The 17,835-nt window shown below is 71.9% G+C and carries 15 protein-coding genes; 6 read left to right on the forward strand and 9 right to left on the reverse strand.

What is annotated here, in order from left to right; translation table 11 throughout:
* Positions 1 to 351: 351 nt before the first annotated feature.
* The gene (locus O7629_RS15440) at positions 352 to 1,968 is read right to left on the reverse strand and encodes a CocE/NonD family hydrolase (RefSeq protein WP_278174548.1); all 1,617 of its coding nucleotides are present in this window, start codon (positions 1,966 to 1,968) and stop codon (positions 352 to 354) included.
* 130 nt (positions 1,969 to 2,098) lie between these two features.
* Positions 2,099 to 2,620: a MarR family transcriptional regulator gene (locus O7629_RS15445; RefSeq protein WP_278169977.1), complete on the reverse strand. Its 522-nt coding sequence runs from the start codon at positions 2,618 to 2,620 to the stop codon at positions 2,099 to 2,101.
* 125 nt (positions 2,621 to 2,745) lie between these two features.
* Between O7629_RS15445 and O7629_RS15450 the strand changes: the two genes are divergently transcribed.
* On the forward strand, positions 2,746 to 4,893 hold the full coding sequence (locus O7629_RS15450) for an MMPL family transporter (protein ID WP_278169978.1): 2,148 nt from the start codon (positions 2,746 to 2,748) through the stop codon (positions 4,891 to 4,893).
* A 4-nt stretch (positions 4,894 to 4,897) separates the two neighbouring features.
* Positions 4,898 to 6,763: a translational GTPase TypA gene (gene typA / locus O7629_RS15455; RefSeq protein ID WP_278169979.1), complete on the forward strand. Its 1,866-nt coding sequence runs from the start codon at positions 4,898 to 4,900 to the stop codon at positions 6,761 to 6,763.
* A gap of 50 nt (positions 6,764 to 6,813) precedes the next feature.
* On the opposite strand, the gene O7629_RS15460 is transcribed toward typA, so the two are convergent.
* Positions 6,814 to 7,812 carry a TerC family protein gene (locus O7629_RS15460; RefSeq protein ID WP_278169980.1) on the reverse strand — a complete coding sequence of 333 codons (999 nt, stop codon included), beginning with the start codon at positions 7,810 to 7,812 and terminating at the stop codon, positions 6,814 to 6,816.
* A 396-nt stretch (positions 7,813 to 8,208) separates the two neighbouring features.
* On the opposite strand from O7629_RS15460, the gene O7629_RS15465 reads away from it, so the two are divergent.
* Together O7629_RS15465 and O7629_RS15470 are read left to right on the forward strand one after the other, a co-directional pair.
* Entirely contained in the window at positions 8,209 to 8,502 is a 294-nt protein-coding gene (locus O7629_RS15465; RefSeq protein ID WP_278169981.1) for an antibiotic biosynthesis monooxygenase, read from the forward strand.
* A gap of 49 nt (positions 8,503 to 8,551) precedes the next feature.
* Complete coding sequence (locus O7629_RS15470; protein ID WP_278169982.1) at positions 8,552 to 9,799, forward strand: glycosyltransferase; 1,248 nt, start codon at positions 8,552 to 8,554, stop codon at positions 9,797 to 9,799.
* Here the strand turns inward: O7629_RS15470 and O7629_RS15475 are convergent.
* The 6 genes from O7629_RS15475 to O7629_RS15500 all read right to left on the reverse strand — a co-directional run bounded on the left by O7629_RS15475 (position 9,786) and on the right by O7629_RS15500 (position 15,762).
* Positions 9,786 to 10,712 (reverse strand): STM4011 family radical SAM protein, encoded by a 927-nt coding sequence (locus O7629_RS15475; RefSeq protein WP_278169992.1) that lies wholly within the window; start codon positions 10,710 to 10,712, stop codon positions 9,786 to 9,788. The genes O7629_RS15470 and O7629_RS15475 overlap by 14 nt on opposite strands.
* A 5-nt stretch (positions 10,713 to 10,717) precedes the next feature.
* Positions 10,718 to 12,043, reverse strand: a complete 1,326-nt coding sequence (locus O7629_RS15480) for an STM4012 family radical SAM protein (RefSeq protein ID WP_278169994.1) — start codon at positions 12,041 to 12,043, stop codon at positions 10,718 to 10,720.
* Entirely contained in the window at positions 12,040 to 12,870 is an 831-nt protein-coding gene (locus O7629_RS15485; RefSeq protein ID WP_278169995.1) for an STM4013/SEN3800 family hydrolase, read from the reverse strand. The genes O7629_RS15480 and O7629_RS15485 overlap by 4 nt, the downstream gene beginning before the upstream one ends.
* The gene (locus tag O7629_RS15490; protein ID WP_278169996.1) at positions 12,867 to 13,982 is read right to left on the reverse strand and encodes an STM4014 family protein; all 1,116 of its coding nucleotides are present in this window, start codon (positions 13,980 to 13,982) and stop codon (positions 12,867 to 12,869) included. The genes O7629_RS15485 and O7629_RS15490 overlap by 4 nt, the downstream gene beginning before the upstream one ends.
* 20 nt (positions 13,983 to 14,002) lie before the next feature.
* Positions 14,003 to 14,923 (reverse strand): STM4015 family protein, encoded by a 921-nt coding sequence (locus O7629_RS15495; protein WP_278169997.1) that lies wholly within the window; start codon positions 14,921 to 14,923, stop codon positions 14,003 to 14,005.
* A gap of 80 nt (positions 14,924 to 15,003) precedes the next feature.
* Positions 15,004 to 15,762, reverse strand: coding sequence for a TetR/AcrR family transcriptional regulator (locus tag O7629_RS15500; RefSeq protein ID WP_278169998.1), 759 nt, complete (start codon positions 15,760 to 15,762; stop codon positions 15,004 to 15,006).
* Between the two features lie 53 nt (positions 15,763 to 15,815).
* Between O7629_RS15500 and O7629_RS15505 the strand changes: the two genes are divergently transcribed.
* Positions 15,816 to 16,793, forward strand: a complete 978-nt coding sequence (locus tag O7629_RS15505; protein ID WP_278170000.1) for an ATP-binding cassette domain-containing protein — start codon at positions 15,816 to 15,818, stop codon at positions 16,791 to 16,793.
* Positions 16,790 to 17,608 carry an ABC transporter permease gene (locus O7629_RS15510; protein WP_278170001.1) on the forward strand — a complete coding sequence of 273 codons (819 nt, stop codon included), beginning with the start codon at positions 16,790 to 16,792 and terminating at the stop codon, positions 17,606 to 17,608. Before O7629_RS15505 ends, O7629_RS15510 begins: the two co-directional genes overlap by 4 nt.
* Positions 17,609 to 17,835: the final 227 nt, after the last annotated feature.

The following is a 17,835-nucleotide window of genomic DNA, read 5'->3' on the forward strand; positions in this document are numbered from 1 at the left end:
CCGCCGCCTGCCGGGTGGCCCCGCTCACCGGTGCGGTTCCGCTCGCCGGTGCGGGCGCCGCCGCGCCATCAGGTCCACTGTGTGCACCGGCTGGCCCGGCCGGTGACTCACCTCGATCGGCACGTCCGGCGACAACTCGACTCCGGTCCTCCCGGTGTCGTCAGTCTTGGTGACCGACGCCTCCCGACGGTGCCATGTATCGAGAATAGCGTGACCAACAAGCTCCTGACCAGGGCAAATAACTCTGAGTATTGGCAGCAATGGGTAAAGTTGTGGACCGCTGCTGGTTCGGATCGGTTGGCACCGGCCCGCCGCCGGAGGCCGGGTGGTGGCCGGCGGCGGCAGGGATCGTCAGTCCTGTGTGACCGGCAACCAGACCACCGACGGCCGCTGCGGGTCATGGAAGATCCACCGTTGGCTGCTCAGCAGCCGGGCGGCGGTACCCAGCGGCTCGCCGGAGCCCGGGTTTCTCGCCCACCGCGGATGCGCGCCACCGCTGACCTGCACCCGCAACCGTTCCCCCGCCGACAGCCGGCAGGCGGTCGGCCAGAGGGTCACCGGCACCCGGACCGCCTCGCCGTTCGTCGCCCCATCCACCCGGGACAGTCCATCACAGATGTTCCAGGACCTGCCGCGCCGGTCGACCCGGCACAGCCGAACGAACACGTCGAAGTACGCGACGGTGCAGCGGACGTACACCTCGGCCGTCACCGGGCCGATCAGCTCCACCGGCCCGGCCAGCGGCCCGCTCGTGTAGGTCAGCACGTCCGGGCGGGCCTCCAGCTCCCGGTTGTCGCGCACCCCGGCGTGCTGGGCGATCAGCATCGGCCCGCCCACCGCCGGAGTCGGTGCGGCCGGGTCGTAGCGGTGCCGGTCCGGTGCCGACCGGGGCGGCATCGCCCGGCCCAGCCGACCGCCCGGCCACAGGTACCACCCGGTGGTCGTCGCCGGCGGCGGCCAGTCGGCGAGGTCACGCCACCCGGCCCCGGCGACGTGCACCCGCACCGGCCGGTGCCCGGACGCGGCGGGCCCTTCGCCGAAATAGGTCGCGAAGAACTCCGCCGCCTCCCGGTACGCCGTGACGAACAGCCCGGGACTGCCGTGCGTCCACGGCCCGACGGTGAGCCGGGGCCGCCGGCCCGCCGCCCGCAACGCCGCGTAGTCGGCCAGCTGAGCCGGCAGGAAGATGTCGTGCCAACCGGTCACCATCGACACCGGAGCGCGGACCTGGGCGACCTCCCGGTGGAAGGTACGGGGCAGCCAGTACGGTGCCGCCGGACGGTGCTGGGTGAGCCACTCCTGGAAGAACGGCACGGTGACCCCGGTCGCGACCCGGTCGGCCTCGGCCAGTGGCAGATGCGCCAGGCCGGCGGTCAGCCGGGGCAGGCCACGACGTAGCTCACGCTGGCGGGTCAGCCACGGCACCTGCTGCGCCGACATCAGCTCCGCCCAGGTCAGCACCGTGTCCAGGGAGAACGCCCCGCCGGCGTACGTGGAGTCGCGGGTCTGCGCGGCGGTGACCACCGCGACCATCGCCCGCAGGTCGTCGCCGGCATGGGCGGCCGTGGCCCACTGCCCGAGGCCCTGGTAGGAGATGCCGAAGGTGCCAAGCCGTCCGTCGTACCAGGGTTGCCGGCGCAACCACTCCAACGTGTCCAGCCCGTCGGCCCGCTCGTGCAGCAACGGCTCGAACAGGCCGTCGGACCCGAACGTGCCCCGGCACGACTGGACGACGCAGTGCCAGCCACGGCGGGCGAACAGCAGACCGAGCAGCCGGACCGGACCGCCCCGACCGTACGGGGTCCGGATCAGCACGGCCGGCGCGGCGCCCGCACCCACCGGCCGATAGTGGTCGGTCCGCAGCCGCAGCCCGTCGCGGGTCCGCACGGCGAGGTCGCGCCGGATCCGGACCCGCCACGGACCCCCGGCACCGAACCGACGAAGGCCCGGGACCCCGAACCGCCGCAGGCCCGCAAGACCGTGCCGCCGCAGGCCCGCAAGACCGTGCCGCCGCAGGCCCGCAAGACCGTGCCGCCGCAGGCCCGCAAGACCGTGCCGCCGCAGGCCCGCAAGACCGTGCCGCCGATCGGGCCGGCCGTCAGCGCCCACGGCCGCCGTCCCGGGCAGCGGCGCGCACCTCGTCGCGGTGCGCCCGGGTGGACTCGCCCATCGCCGCCAGGAACCGGCGGACCGTCTCCAACTCGTCGTCGGTGAAGTCGGCCATCACGGCGTCGGTACGCCGGCCCAGCGGGGCGAAGAACTCGCGGGCCAGGGCGGCGCCCTCGGCCGCGTACCGCAGCCGCACCTTGCGCCGGTCGTCCGGGTCCCGGTCGCGGTACAGGTGTCCGGCCCGCTCCAGCCGGTCCACCAGGGCGGTGACCGAACCGGAGGTCAGGTTGAGGTGCACGCCCAGGCCGCCCGGGGTGATCGGGCTCCCGGTCTGCTCGGCGTCCATCACGGCGATCAGCGCCTGCAGGTCGGTGGCGTGCAGGTCGTGCAGTGCGGCGAAAGCATGGCCGACATGGCCGGCGTCGACGGTGTAGCTGCGCAACCGGCGGATGATCTCCGCCACCACCGCTGACCGACCACTCGGCCGGGTCCCCCATACACCGGCGCCCACCGTGTGCCCTCCGATCCATGTCCTGACATGACCCTATCCCAGCCCGGCTATAGTCTTGATGAACGAGATACTGGATGGCCGTGAGATTTTGCCCCCGCCCAACCGGCGACGAACGAGGTGCACACATGCCCACACCGCTCGGCACCCGGCTGACCGCGATCATCTGCGGCCGGTGGACCGCCTGGCTGGTTCTGCTCACCGCAGCCGCATTTTCCGCGCTGGTGATCGACTTCGCCGGCGATCCCCGCACCGGCGACGACCCCACCGGGGCGCTGCCCGACTCCGCCGAGTCCGTCCAGGTCGCCGAACTGCGCCGGCAACTGCCCGGCGGGCAGCTCAACCCGGCCCTCGTCGTCTACTCCCGCGACGGACAGCCGCTGACCGCCGACGACGACGCCGCCATCGCCACCGACCGTGAAGCCTTCGCCCGCGACGCCGTCGGCGAGGTCGGCCCACCGGTGTACGCCCCCGACCGCACCGCCGCCCTGGTCGCCGTCCCACTCCCCGCCGAAATCGACATCGAACGCCTCGGCGAGATCGTCGACCGGCTCCGCGCCGAGGCCCGCGCTGGACTTCCCGTCGGCGCCGAAGCGGAACTCACCGGCGGTGCCGGCTTCACCGCCGACGTCGCCGCCGCCTTCGACGGCGCCAACGTCACTCTGCTCGCCGCCACCGTCGCCGTCGTCGCCGCCCTGCTGCTGATCACCTACCGCAGCCCCTGGCTGTGGCTGGTGCCGCTCGCCGTGGTCGGCACCGCCGACGTGGTCAGCAACGGACTCATCGCCATCGTCAGCCGCGCCGTCGACCTGCGGATCGACCCCTCCACCACCGGCATCGTCGACGTGCTCGTCTTCGGTGCCGGCACCAACTACGCCCTGCTGCTGATCGCCCGCTACCGCGAGGAACTGCGCCGCGAACCCGACCGCCGCCGAGCCCTGCGCCGGGCGCTGAGCTCCGCCGGCCCAGCGATCACCGCCAGCGCCCTGACCGTTGTGCTCAGCCTGCTCACCCTGCTCGCCGCCGTACTCGCCAACGACCGCGCCATCGGCGTCGCCGGCGCCGTCGGCATCACCACCGCCATGCTGTACGGCCTGATCGTGCTGCCCGCCGCCCTGTCCGTCTGTGGACGTGGCCTGTTCTGGCCGTTCGTCCCCCGCCCGGGACAGGCCGACCCCACCCGCAGCGGCATCTGGGCCCGGGCGGGCGCGCTGGTCAGCCGGCGACCGCGCACCGTGCTCGCCGGCTCCCTGCTGCTACTTGCCGTGCTGGCCACCGGCCTGCTCGACGCCCGGATCGGGCTGAGCAAGACCGAACAGTTCCGGGTCAGCGCCGAATCCATCGACGGGCTGGCCACCCTGTCCCGGTCCTTCCCACCCGGCGCCGCCGACCCGGTGATCGTCGTCGCCGACGCCGCCCAGACGCCGGCGGTGCTCGCCGCCGTCGAAACGGTCGACGGGGTCGCCAGCGCCCGACCAGCCGGCGGCACCACCGACCTCGCCGTCGTCGAGGTGGTGCTGCGCGCCGAACCGGACAGCGCGGAAAGCTACCAGGTCATCCGGAACCTACGCGCCGCGCTCGACTCGGTACCGGCCGCCGACGCCCTCGTCGGCGGCTCCGTCGCCGCGAACCTCGACACCCGCGAGGCCGCCCTGCGTGACCTGCGGGTCGTCGTCCCACTGGTGCTCGTGGTGGTGCTGGCGGTGCTGATCGTGCTGCTCCGGTCGATCGTCGCACCGCTGATCCTGGTCGGTACGGTCGTCGCCACCTTCTTCGCCGCCCTCGGCGCGGCCACCACCCTGTTCACCCAGGTGCTCGGCTACCCGGCGCTGGACACCAGCGTGCCGCTGCTGGCGTTCCTGTTCCTGGTCGCCCTCGGCGTCGACTACAACATCTTCCTCACCACCCGGGCCCGGGAGGAGGCGGCCGTCGACGGCACCCGGCAGGGCGTGCGGACCGCGCTCGCCGTCACCGGCGGAGTGATCACCAGCGCCGGTGTCCTGCTCGCCGCGGTCTTCACCGTCCTGGGGGTGCTGCCGCTGGTCACCCTGACCGAGATCGGGGTGATCGTCGGGTTCGGCGTACTGCTCGACACGTTGCTGGTCCGGACGCTGCTGGTGCCGGCGATCGCGATGGTGCTCGGCCGACGGTTCTGGTGGCCGAGCGCGCTCGCCCGCCACCGCGTCCCGCAGCCGGTGCCGGTCAGGGCCGACCCCACGCCGAAGCCGGTCGGGGCCGACCCGATGCCGGGCCGGCGCGCCGATGCCGGAGGATAGGAGCATGCAGACCCGCTCCGATCTCCGTAACGTGGCCATCATCGCGCATGTCGACCACGGCAAGACCACGCTGGTTGACGCGATGCTGCGCCAAGGCGGCCAGCTGCACGCCCGCGCCGAACTGCCCGACCGGGCGCTGGACTCCATGGACCTGGAGCGCGAAAAGGGCATCACCATCCTGGCCAAGAACACCGCGATCAGCTACGTGCCCGACCAGGGCGACCCGGTCGTCATCAACATCATCGACACCCCGGGGCACGCCGACTTCGGCGGCGAGGTGGAACGCGGCCTCACCATGGTCGACGGCGTGGTGCTGCTGGTCGACGCCAGCGAGGGTCCGCTGCCGCAGACCCGGTTCGTGCTGCGCAAGGCGCTGCAGGCCCGGCTACCGATCATCCTGGTGATCAACAAGGTGGACCGGCCGGACGCGCGGATCAAAGAGGTCGTCGACGACACGTACGAGCTCTTCCTCGACCTCGACGCCGACGAGACCCAGATCGACTTCCCGATCGTGTACGCCTGCGCCCGCGACGGCGTCGCCTCGCTGACCCAGCCGGCCGGCGGCGCGGTGCCGGACGACAGCGACAACCTGGAACCGCTGTTCCGCACGCTGCTGGAGACGATCCCGGCACCGGCCTTCGACCCGGACGCGCCGCTGCAGGCGCACGTGACGAACCTCGACGCCTCCCCGTTCCTGGGCCGGCTGGCGCTGTGCCGGGTCCGGCAGGGCACCATCCGCAAGGGCCAGACCGTCGCCTGGTGCCGCACCGACGGCAGTCTGCAGAAGGTCCGCATCTCCGAGCTGCTGATGACCGAGGGACTGGAACGCAAGCCCGCCGAGGCCGCCGGCCCGGGCGACATCATGGCGGTGGCCGGCATCCCGGACATCATGATCGGCGAGACCCTGGCCGACGCGGACGACCCCCGCCCGCTGCCGTTGATCACCGTCGACGAGCCGGCGATCTCGATGACGCTGGGCACCAACACCTCACCGTTGGCCGGCAAGGTCAAGGGGTCGAAGGTGACCGCCCGGCTGGTCAAGGACCGGCTGGACCGCGAACTGATCGGCAACGTGTCGCTGCGGGTGCTGCCCACCGAACGTCCGGACGCCTGGGAGGTGCAGGGCCGTGGTGAGCTGGCGCTGGCCATCCTGGTCGAGCAGATGCGCCGCGAGCAGTACGAGCTGACCGTCGGCAAGCCGCAGGTGGTCACCCGGGAGATCGACGGACGGGTCTGCGAGCCGGTGGAGCGGTTGACCATCGACGCCCCCGATGAGTACCTGGGCGCGATCACCCAACTGCTGGCCACCCGCAAGGGCCGGATGGAGCAGCTGGTCAACCACGGCACCGGCTGGATCCGGATGGAGTGGCTGGTACCGGCCCGCGCGCTGATCGGGTTCCGGACCGAGTTCCTCACCGAGACCCGCGGCACCGGCATCCTGCACCACGTCTTCGAGTCCTACGAGCCGTGGTTCGGCGAGCTGCGGACCCGGCCCACCGGGTCGCTGGTCGCCGACCGGACCGGCGTGGCGACCAGCTTCGCCATGTTCAACCTGCAGGAACGCGGCTCGCTCTTCGTCGAACCGGGCACCCCGGTGTACGAGGGCATGCTGGTCGGCGAGAACTCCCGCGCCGACGACATGGACGTCAACATCACCAAAGAGAAGAAGCTGACGAACATGCGCTCGTCGACCGCCGACGAGTTGGAGCGGCTGGTGCCGCCCCGCAAGCTCTCCCTGGAGCAGGCGCTGGAGTTCTGCCGCGAAGACGAGTGCGTCGAGGTCACCCCCGAGGCGGTACGGCTGCGCAAGGTGATCCTCGACCAGACCGCCCGGGCCCGGGCGGCGGCCCGCCGCAAGCACCAGAGCTGAACCGCACCGCCGGTGGGAGCCCTCGGACGGGGTCCCACCGGCGGTGCCGGTCACTTGACGATGTCGGCGAGCTCCCGCTTACGGTCCCGGGACGACTTGACCAGGCTGGCTACCGTGGTGACCAGCAGGGTCACGAAGATGACGGCCAGCGACAGCCAGATCGGGATGTGCGGTGCCCAGCCGACCGGATCGCCACCGTTGACGAAGAACAGGGTGTTGTCGGCCAACGCCTCCAGCACCAGCTTGACGCCGATGAAGCCCAGCACCACCGCCAGGCCGTAGCTGAGGTAGACCAGCCGGTCCAGCAGGCCGCCGAGCAGGAAGTAGAGCTGCCGCAGCCCCATCAACGCGAAGACGTTGGCGGTGAAGACCAGGTACGGCTCCTGGGTGATGCCGAAGATCGCCGGGATCGAGTCCAGCGCGAAGATCAGGTCGGTGACGCCGATCGCGATCATGACGATCAGCATCGGCGTGAACATCCGCCGGCCAGCCTCGGTCACCGTGGTCAGCCGCCCACTGTCGTAGGCGCCGGAGACCGGCAGCACCCGCCGGCTCCACCGGATCAGCGCGTTCTCGGAGAACTCGTCGGTCGTCTCAGGCTGGCGCAGCTGGCCGATGGCGGTGTAGATGAGGAAGGCGCCGAAGATGTAGAACACCCAGGAGAACTGGGAGATCAGCACGGCGCCCGCCGCGATGAACCCGCCGCGCAGCACCAGCGCCAGCACGACGCCGACCAGCAGCACCTTCTGCTGGTACTTCCGGGGCACCACGAACCGGCCCATGATGATCACGAACACGAAGAGGTTGTCGACGGAGAGGCTCTTCTCCGTGACGTAGCCGGCGAAGAACTCGCCGGCGTACCGCCCGCCGGACGTGGCCCACACCCCAAGCCCGAAGATCACCGCGAGCACGATGTAGAAGACGGTCCAGCCGGCCGACTCGCGCATGCTCGGTTCATGCGGCCGCCGGACGATGATCAACAGGTCGGCGATCAGCACTGCGGTCAGTACGACCAGGCTGACCAGCCAAACCCAGGCAGGGATGTTCACTCGGACCTCCGGCAGACACAGGGCACCGCCGACCGGAACCGGGACAGGATGCCCCGGTCTTCGTGGAGATGCGCACAGCAGTGACTGACGGAGGTCTCTTCCGCCATCATCCACCGAACTTGTCTGCCTTCGGGGACGATGACCGCAGGTGCCGGGTCGGTCCACCATGCGGGCCAACCGTGCTGACGACACCAGCGCGAGGGAATACTCCCCTCCTCCTGCGTCATTGTTGCGCAACTACCGGGCAAACGACACACCGGGGCGGGTTACCGGTGACGACAAGCACAACTTCTCAGCCATCCTAGGAGGCTAGATAGTCCTCGAAGCGGCAGCCATACCCGCCGGAGACGGCCCCTCGGGCCGGTCCGGGCGCAGCCGTGTGGCAGGCTTCCCGCCATGGTGCTTGAGATCGCGCTGGTCGATGTCCAGCCCGGCCGGGAAGCCGACTTCGCCGCAGCGTACGCCGCCGGCCGCCACCTGCTGGCCACCACTGACGGCTGCCGGTCGGTGCGGATGACCCGGGGGGTGGAGAGTCCCAGCCGGTTCGTACTGCTGGTCGAGTGGGACTCTGTCGACGCGCACGAGCAGAACTTCCGCGCCACCGACCGGTACCTGCGGTGGCGGGAACTGATTGGTCCGTACTTCGCCGCGCCGCCGGTGGTCGAACACTTCGTCGACCTGCCGGCGTGACCCGGACCCTGCCGATGTCCGGCCGGTCCGGACCAGGTCGGAGCCCGCGGTGCGGATAGAGATCGTGACCGCCGGCAGCCGGGGCGACGTCGCACCGTACACCGGTCTGGGGCAGGCCCTGCGGGCCGCCGGCCACCGGGTCACCGTGACGACCCACGGCGCCTTCGACGCGCTGGTGACCGGCGGCGGCCTCGACTTCCGGTCGCTGCCCGGTGACCCGTACGCCGCCCAACTCACCCCCGGCGGGCGGCGGCTGCACCGGCTCGGCGGTGGGCTGCGCGGCACCGCCGAGTTCGTCCGGCAGGGCCGGCGCTACCTCGACGATCTCGCAACCGGGCTGGTCGACGTCGGTGCCGACGCCGACGTGCTGCTGCTGGCCACCACGACCGCTCCGCTGGGCTACTCGGTGGCACAGCGACGCGGGATCCCGAGCATCGGGGTCTTCCTGCAACCGGTCGCACCGACCGGCGACTTCCCGCCGGTGCTGCTCGGCGACCGGTCCTTCGGGTCGGCCGGCAACCGGGCGCTGGGGCGCGGAGCCGAGGCGGCCAGCGCTCGGGCGTACGACCACTCCTCCCGGCGGCTGCGCCACCGGCTCGGCCTGCCGCCGGTCCCGCTGGCCGCCCTGCTGCGGCAGGCCAGGCGCTCAGGCTGGCCGGTGCTGCACGGGTTCAGCCCGAGCGTGCTGCCCCGACCGGCCGACTGGCGCCCCGGGCTGGAGGTCGTCGGCTACTGGTGGCCGGCCGCCGACCCACACTGGACTCCCCCACCGGAGCTGACCGGGTTCCTGCGCGACGGTCCGCCGCCGGTGCTGATCACCTTCGGCAGCATGGCGGTGCTCGACGCGGCACTGCCGACACTGCTCGGTACGGCGTTGCGCCGGGCCGGCGTCCGCGCGATCGTGCAGGCCGGCTGGGGTGGGCTGCGGGTCGGCGGCGACGACGTCCTCGCGGTCGGCGACGTACCGCACGACCGGCTGCTGCCCCGGGTCGCGGCGGTGATCCACCACGCGGGGGCCGGCACCACCGCCGCCGGGCTGCGGGCCGGGGTGCCGGCGGTGACCGTACCGCTCATCGCCGACCAGCCGTTCTGGGCCGCCCGGCTGGCGCGGCTCGGGGTCGCCGCCGAGCCGCTGCCGGCCCGGCGGCTCACCGCCGACCGGCTGGCCGACGCCGTCCGCACGGTGCTCGACCGGCCCACGTACGCCGAACGGGCCCGGCACCTCGCGACCCGGATCGCCGCCGAGGACGGGTACGCCGCAGTGCTGCGCGCCGTCGACCGGGTCACCCGCCGCTGACCGGATCCGCAGCAGCGGCCGGACCGGCCACCGCTGCGACCTCAGACGCCGTATCGGGGAAGGCGTGCGGGATGCGTTCCAGGACGCCGCCGGCGAAGACGTCGTACAGCGGCAGCTCCCGCAGATGCACGTAGCCGATGTGGCAGTCGCACGAGTCCAGTGGGCAGGGGCGCGGGCGCAGCGCGGCCCGGTAGGAGCCGTCGTAGAGGTTGCCCAGCGGTTCGGCGACGAAGTGGCACCGGCGTACCGTGCCGTCCCCGTCGACCGAGACCACCGACTCCCCGGTGCGGCACGACCGCCCGGCCGACTGGTGCGGGTGGACGCTGTAGCCGAACAGCGGGTCGAGCTCGGTCCACGCCCGCTGCTGGGCGGCGTCGTAGCGGTGCCCGTCGGCGGCGTTGACCCAGAGGTAAACCTCGGCCGGTAGCGCGGCCCGCAGCGACCGGGCGGCCGCCAGGTGCTCCGGCAGGCCGACGACCCCTACCGAGAACCGCACCCCGGCGGTACGCAGCGTGCCGCAGCGGCGCAGGAAGACCTCCCGGTCGACCTGGCCCGGGTGGTACGTGGCCCAGAACGCCAGCCGGCGACGCTGGTCGGTGTCGGCGTCGGCCAGGAAGTCCAGCCGGGCGGCCAGGTTGGTCTGGATCGCCACCCGGCCAACCTGCGGCAGCCCGGCCAGCCGCAGCAGCGCCCGCCGGTACCAGGACCGGGTCAACGCCTCGCCCCACGGGGTGAACAGCACCGAGATCCGGTCGTCGTGCGGATTACGCACGGCCCAGTCGACGAACCGGTCGAGCGCCACCCGGTCGGTGCGCAGCGTTGCCGGGTCGTCGCGGCGCTTGGCGAACGGACAGTACGGGCAGTCGTAGTTGCAGCTGGCCAGCGGACCCCGGTAGAGGATGCTCAGGTCCATCCGGCTCACCGGGCCGGCAGGTCGGCCATCGCCGCCCGGACCCCGGTCGAGACCAGCCACGGGCCGATCGCGTCGCTGCGGGCCAGGCCGGCGCCGGTCAGCGCCAGCCGGTCCGGGGTGACCGTCAGCCACCCCTGGTCGACCAGCGTCGCCAGCTGCGGGAAGTCGTCGACGGCCCGGGTGGCGAACCGCGCCGCGTACGCCGCCTGGTCGCATCCGTCGGCCCGCAGCAGCGAGGTGATCAGCCAGCGTCGGCGCTGTTCGTCGCGGTCCAGCCGGAAACCCACCTCGGCGACGTCGAAGTCGGACTCCGGCCGGCGCAGGTAGTCGTCGATGATCGCCCGCACCTGACCGACGGAGACCGCGTAGTCGAACGAGTAGTGCAGGTCGCTGGTGTAGGACCGGGCGCCGCAGCCGAGTCCGATCATCCCGTCCTCCTGGCAGGAGTACGCCGGGGCGTCGACGACCGGCAGCGACGCGCGGCGGAAGTGCCGCATCGACAGTTGCCGGTAGCCGGCGGCGCGCAGCCGGTCGACACCGTGCCGGTACAGCGTCTGCCGTTGGGCGTCCCACTGTGGATCAGGCAGGTCGGCCGGGGCACGGCGGGCCAGGCCGGTCAGTGGGCGGACGTAGAGCGGGTAGAGGTAGATCTCCTCCGGCTCCCAGCGCAGCGCCGCGTCGAGCGACTGCGCCCAGGTGGCGTCGGTCTGGCCGGGGATGCCGTAGATCAGGTCGATGTTCAGCTCCGGGATCGGCTGGTCCCGAATAGCGGCCAGGGCGCGCTCGACCTCGACGCGACGCTGTGGCCGGCCGGCGGCCCGCGCCTCGGCGTCGAGGAAGCTCTGCACCCCGATGCTGATCCGGGTGGTGCCGCGGGCGGCGAGCACCGCCAGCCGGTCCGGGGTGGCGGTGGCCGGCGACGTCTCCACCGCAGTCGGCACGCCCGCCGGCCGGAACCTGTCGACCAGGTCGAACATCGTCGACAGCTCGTCGGCGTCCAGGTAGGTCGGCGTACCGCCGCCGACGGCGACCCGGGCGAACCGGGCGTCGTCGCCGAGCGCGGCGGCCACCCGTACCGCCTGGCGGCGCAGCTGGTCGAGGTAGGCGGCCACCTGCCCGGCCGGCGGGTTGGCTCGGGTGAACAGGTTGCAGAAGCCGCAGCGCATCTCGCAGAACGGCAGGTGCAGGTAGAGGAACAGCTCCGTGCGGCGCTGCCCGGACCAGACGTCGGCCAGCGCGGGACGCGGCCGCAGCGGCCGGTACGCCGTCTTGTGCGGATACCCGTACAGGTAACCCTGGTACGGCGAGCCGTCCAGGTCCGCGACGGTCACGCCGGGTCCGGCGGCGCGGCGTCGGACCAGTCGCCGGGGGCGATCACGAAATCGGCGTACGGCACCGTCCACACCACCTCGTGCCCGACCCGGTGCCCGCTGTGCCCGTCCTCGCCGTACGCGGTGCCGTGGTCGGCGCAGATGATCGTCAGGCAGGGCCGGCCCCGGGAGCTGGCCATGGCGAACAACCGGCCGATGTGCCGGTCGACGTACTCCAGTGCGGCGGCGTGGCTGTCCCGGTTGTCGCGTTCGGTGCCCGGCAGGTAGTGCCGGTTCGGCTGGTGCATCGCGGCCACGTTGACGAACAGGAACAGCGGCTGGTCGGCGGGTACGGCCGGGACGACCTCGGCGATCCGGTCCAGCTGGGCCTCGAAGCAGCCCGGCGCGGTCACCCCGAACGCCGGCTCCCAGTGCGCCTCGGCGAACAGTCCCGGCAGGGTCGCGCCCAGCGGCGAGGACCGGTTGAAGAACCCGACCCCGCCGACGCACACCGTGTGGTAGCCCTCCTTGCGCAGCGCGGTGACCAGGTCGGGTGCGTCGAAGACCCAGGTGTGCTCGTCGGTGGTGGCGCTGCCCGGGAAGGCGGCGGCGAACATCCGGGGGTGGCTGCCCGGTTCGGCCGGGGTGGGCAGGAAACCGGTGAAGAACGCCTGATGCGCGGCGTAGGTGAAGCTGGCCGGGCTGTGCCGGCGCTGCCACTGCCCGTCCGGTAGCGCGCGGGCCAGCTGCGGTGTCCGACCGGCGGCGAGCAGCTCGGCCGCCACGTCGTAACGCAACGTGTCGAGCGTGACGAACAGCAGGTCGTGGCTGCCGATCAGGTCCTTCATGCCGACCTCCCCATCGCGGCCGTGGTCCGCCAGGCGGCGAACCGGCCGGTACGTATGGCATGCAGTTGGGCAGCGTAGCTGTCCCGCCCGGCGGCGTCGCACACGCCGGGAAGCAGATCGCCGAAGGCGTTCACCTCCGCCACGGCGTGCCGCCGCCAGTCACTGCCGATCATCAGGTCCACTCCGACGTGCAGGCTGCCGGTGAAGCAGCGGGCCGTGCGTACACAGTCGGCCAGCGCCGCCGCCCACCGGCGGGGACCGAACGCCGCCCGCACCGCCGCCGGGTCACCGCGCCGGTTGCCCAGGTGCAGGTTGGTCAACGGACCGTCGCTGCTGCGTACCACGAGGTGGCCCGGTACGCCGGCGATCACCAGCACCCGCAGGTCGACGACCCGGCCGTGTAGACCGGCCTTCGGGAACCAGCGCTGCACCAGCAACCCGTCCGGGGCCAACCGGTCCACGATAGAGGCGACCTCCCGCTCGGTGCGGTAGGTCCGCACCCGCAGCGAGTTGAACAGCCGCCCGTCGTCGGCCAGCTCGACCGAGGTGACCGCCTGCACCCGCCGGCCGTGTGTGTGCAGGGCGAGCACCCCGGACGCCGACGACCCGTGCACCGGCTTGACGAAGACCCGGGCCCAGCCGACGTCGGACAGAGCGGTACGCAGCTGCGCCCAGTCGCCGGGTGCGGTGTCCAGGATGGCCGGTTGCGCCACCCCGGCGGCGGCCAGCCGCCGGTGCCCGGCCCGTTTGTCGAACAGTACGGCGATGTCGGCCGGGTCGTTGAGCAGGGTCGCGCCGGCCCGCCGGGCGGCGTCGGTGAGCCGGCCCAGGGCGGCGCGCAGCCCGACGTACCAGGCGGCGCCGCCGCTGATCTCGCCGTGGTCGAGTGGCCGGCCGGCGCCGCGCAGCAGCCGGTCCACCTCGGAGTCCTCGCCGGGCGAGTCGATCCGTACCGTCGCCCCGCCGGGCAGGGCGATGTCCTCCCCGGCGGCGAGCTTCCGCCAGGGCAGCACCCGAACCCGCAGGCCAGCGGCGTGCGCGGCGGTGCGGAACGCCCCGACCCGCCGGTTGCCCGGGTTGCCGACCACGACCAGCGGCGTGGTGTGGCTCATCGGGTGAGGTTAACAACCGGTCATTCGCCGACCGAGACGTACCGCCCCCGGTGCGGGTCGACCTCCTGCTGATCACTCAGGTCGACGTCGACGCCGGGCAGTGCGGCCGGCAACCGGACCATCATCGCGTCGGACAGGTAGTGCCGGTGCAGGTCGAGACGGCGCAGATGGGTCAACGGCTGCCCGGCGAGCAGGGCGGTGGCCCCATCGTCACCGAGGGTGCCCAACGACAGGTCGATGGTTTCCAGGCGGGGCACCACCGGCGCGGCGGTCAGCGCGGCGGCGACCGCGTCGGCGATCTCGGCGTTACGCAACCCGAGGGTACGCAGCGCGGGCAGCCGGGTGCCGTCGAGGATCGGCGCCAGGTCGTCCACTGAGGTGTCACCTTCGTAGTCGGGGGTGCCCAGCCACAGTTCCAGATGGGTGCAGGCCGGCAGATCGCTGGCGGCCACGGCGCGGGTGAGGGCGGCCGGCAGCCCGCCGGACTCGATGGCGAACTCCCGCAGCCCGGTGTGCCGCACCGGCTGCAACAGCAGCGACATCGCACCGCGTACCCGCAGCACCTGCAGCGCCGGGTAGGCGGCCAGCAGCGGGGTGACGTCGGGCTGCAGGATCCAGGAGATCTCGCACTCGTCGAAGGTCATCTCGCCGAGGAAGACGGCCCGCAGGTTGGTCAGCCGGGGCGCGGCGTCGACCAGCAGCTCCAGCGGGAACGCCACGTCCCACGGTTCGCCCCAGTCACCGGTCACCAGCGCGTCGACGCTCGCCGGGTCGACGGTGTCCAGCCAGGTGGCGAAGAGTTGGGCGAATTCGACCTCGTCCTCCTCCGACGCGCTGAGTCGCCAGGCGACCGGGGTGCCGGTGTGCTCCGCCGCGGTCTGCGGATCGAAGTCGACCACCGGCAGTCCGGCGAAATGGGTGATGTGCTCGTTGATGGTCATCGACGGCGCTCCGGGGAGGGCGTGGGGCTGCGGACCCGGCACGATAGCAACCCGGTGCGACGCGGCGCTGCCCGTACGGCCTACTGCGGCGACCGCAGTTCAGTTGATTGCCCGGAGTCGGCCATTGAGGGAAGGGCTGCGGCGATGCAGTCGAAAACCCGCTGGAGTCCGTCTCGGAACTGGTCGTCGCGGCTCAGGTGTGGCTGACGCGCCCGAGTTACGATCTTGGTGAAGATCGGGTACTCGCCGCTTCTCACCAGTTGGTCGATGTACGGGTGGCTCCGCGCCATCCACTCCGACTCGCTGAGCCCGCTGCGGCGCAGCTCCTTGGCTGAGCCGATCTCCTCGCGGACGGTGCCCTCGATGTAGCCGCTCAGCATGGCTATGAGGCCGAGGTTCTCGTCGATGGGGATGACGTCATCGAGCACGCCCATCAACCGTTCGATCAGGAGCAGCTGGTTAGGGCCGAAGCTGGGCAGTGACCGCTGCACGGTGGCCATCCAGGGATGCCTCAGCCACATGGCCCGAAGCCCGTCGGCGTAGCGCGTCAGGTCCGTGCGCCAGTCGCCCGAGGGCATCCCCGCGACGTCGATCTCGCCCATCACCTGGTCGGCCATGAGATCGACAAGATTGTCGCGACTCGGGACGTACCGGTAGAGGGACATCGCACCGGCGCCGATCTCGGCGGCGATCCGTCGCATGGTGGCGGCCTCCAGCCCTTCGGCGTCGGCGATCCGGATCGCCGCCTCGGTGATCTGGGCACGGCTGTAACCCGGTTTCGGCCCGTAGGCCGGGCGCTCGGGTCGCATCCAGATGTTCACGTACTCGCCGTCGGTCACCGTATCCACCCCTCCGTTGCGTACATGGTACCCAGTCTCTTAGAGTGGCCACCATGACCGCGTACAACGTACCCAGTAAGGAGACAGGGGCGGATCCGATCGTCGTCGCCGACGGGCTGCGAAAGTCCTTCGGCACCGTCCCTGCGCTGCGAGGTCTGGACCTGAGCATCCCGAGGGGAACGGTGTGCGGCGTGCTGGGGCCCAACGGGGCAGGGAAGACGACCGCGGTACGCATCCTGGCGACCTTGTCCGATCCCGATGCCGGACACGCCCGGATAGCCGGATACGACGTCGTCCGCGAGGCCGGCAGGGTACGCGAGCGGATCGGGCTCGCAGGCCAGTACGCCGCCGTGGACGAGAAGCTCACCGGCCGTGGCAACCTGCGCATGTTCGGACGCCTCTACCACCTGTCCCACCGCGAGGCGCACCGGCGGGCCGACGAACTGCTCGACCGCTTCGACCTGACGCACGCCGCCGACCGCCCGGTCGCCGGCTACTCCGGTGGCATGCGCCGCCGGCTGGACCTGATCACCAGCATCATCCTGCGCCCCGAGGTGCTCTTCCTGGACGAGCCGACCACCGGCCTGGACCCGCACAGCCGCGTCGAGATCTGGGACAGCATCCGCGAGCTGGTGGCCGAAGGCACCACCGTGCTGCTCACCACGCAGTACCTGGATGAGGCCGATCAGCTGGCCGACGACATCGCCGTCATCGACCACGGACAGGTGATCGCCACCGGCACGCCGGACGAGCTGAAGGCCACGATCGGGGACCGTCTCGACGTCACCGTCGAAGACCCCGCCGCGTTGGCGACGGCGGCGACGGTTCTGACCGTCCTGACCGGCGCCGAACCCACGACGACCGGAGCCGACCGGCTCAGCGTCGCGCTGCCCGTCACCGGCATGCGCCTCGCCGACATCGTGCGCGAGCTCGACCACGCCGGAGTCGCCGCCGCCGACGTGAGCCTGCGCCGCCCCACCCTCGACGAGGTGTTCCTGCGCCTCACCGGTCGCAGTGAGCCCGTCCGATGACCGCCAACAGCACACCACTGGGTCGCCTGGGCTGGACACTCACCGACGGGCTGACCCTGATCGGCCGCGAGCTCGCACGGCTGCGGCAGGAGCCCGGGCAGATTGTCGCCGCGCTGGTCTTCCCCGCCGTCATGGTGGTGCTGTTCGGCTACGTCTTCGGCAGCGCGATCCAGGTGCCGGGTGGCGGTGACTACCGCGAGTACCTCATGCCTGGGCTGTTCGCGATGGTGACCTTCTCCGCGTGGTTGGGGGTCCTGACGCGGACGGCCAGCGACGCCGCCCGCGGCGTGATGGACCGATTCCGCTCCATGCCGATGGCGCGCTTGGCGGTGCCGTTCGGGCAGACCGGCGCAGACCTGCTGACCGGCCTGTTGATGCTGACCATCATGGTGGGTGCGGGACTGCTGGTGGGCTGGCAGCCACACCGCGGCCTGATCCCCACGATTCAGGCGTTCCTGTTGATGATCGTGCTGCGGTATGCGCTGAGCTGGGTGGGCGTCTATGTGGGCCTGGCGGTCAAGAACGACCAGGTCGCCGACGCGATGGTGCCGCTTGGCCTGCCGTTCACGATGCTGTCGAACGCGTTCGTCCCGACCGACGGCATGCCGGGCTGGTTGCGCCTCCTGGCGGACTGGAACCCGGTGAGCGCGCTCACCATCGCCTTGCGGGAGCTGTTCGGCAATCCGGGCGCCCCCTCGGGAAACGCGGCCTGGCCACTCGCGCATCCGGTGACCGCCGTCCTGCTCTGGACGGCCGCCCTGCTGGTGACCTTCGTCCCGCTGTCGTTGCGCGCCTACACGCGCCGAGGACGCTGAAGGCTCCTGGTTTCCTTACTCTTTCTGACGCAAGGCGTGGCGGCTCGTCAGAGTGCGCGGCACACAGCCTCGTCCAATGCCGGGGAACGGTTCGGCTGTCAGGGCTTCGGCAAGGAACGCCGGCTTCCCGTGCAACGCCCCAGGCCGAGGTCAGGCTGACCCCGACCCTTTTGGGGTGTGAGGCTCGGCGGCACCCCGGAGTCGTGACCGGGCACTCGACCGTCTAC

Source organism: Solwaraspora sp. WMMD792 (genome assembly GCF_029626105.1).
Taxonomy (GTDB): Bacteria; Actinomycetota; Actinomycetes; order Mycobacteriales; family Micromonosporaceae; genus Micromonospora_E.

What these genes read in the sequence shown, in the direction of transcription:
- typA (WP_278169979.1), top strand. Translation starts at nt 4,898, where the DNA reads ATGCAGACCCGCTCCGATCTCCGTAACGTGGCCATCATCGCGCATGTC.
- O7629_RS15450 (WP_278169978.1), top strand. Translation starts at nt 2,746, where the DNA reads ATGCCCACACCGCTCGGCACCCGGCTGACCGCGATCATCTGCGGCCGG.
- O7629_RS15495 (WP_278169997.1), bottom strand. Translation starts at nt 14,923, where the DNA reads ATGACCATCAACGAGCACATCACCCATTTCGCCGGACTGCCGGTGGTC.
- O7629_RS15485 (WP_278169995.1), bottom strand. Translation starts at nt 12,870, where the DNA reads ATGAAGGACCTGATCGGCAGCCACGACCTGCTGTTCGTCACGCTCGAC.
- O7629_RS15505 (WP_278170000.1), top strand. Translation starts at nt 15,816, where the DNA reads ATGACCGCGTACAACGTACCCAGTAAGGAGACAGGGGCGGATCCGATC.
- O7629_RS15510 (WP_278170001.1), top strand. Translation starts at nt 16,790, where the DNA reads ATGACCGCCAACAGCACACCACTGGGTCGCCTGGGCTGGACACTCACC.
- O7629_RS15475 (WP_278169992.1), bottom strand. Translation starts at nt 10,712, where the DNA reads ATGGACCTGAGCATCCTCTACCGGGGTCCGCTGGCCAGCTGCAACTAC.
- O7629_RS15490 (WP_278169996.1), bottom strand. Translation starts at nt 13,982, where the DNA reads ATGAGCCACACCACGCCGCTGGTCGTGGTCGGCAACCCGGGCAACCGG.
- O7629_RS15465 (WP_278169981.1), top strand. Translation starts at nt 8,209, where the DNA reads ATGGTGCTTGAGATCGCGCTGGTCGATGTCCAGCCCGGCCGGGAAGCC.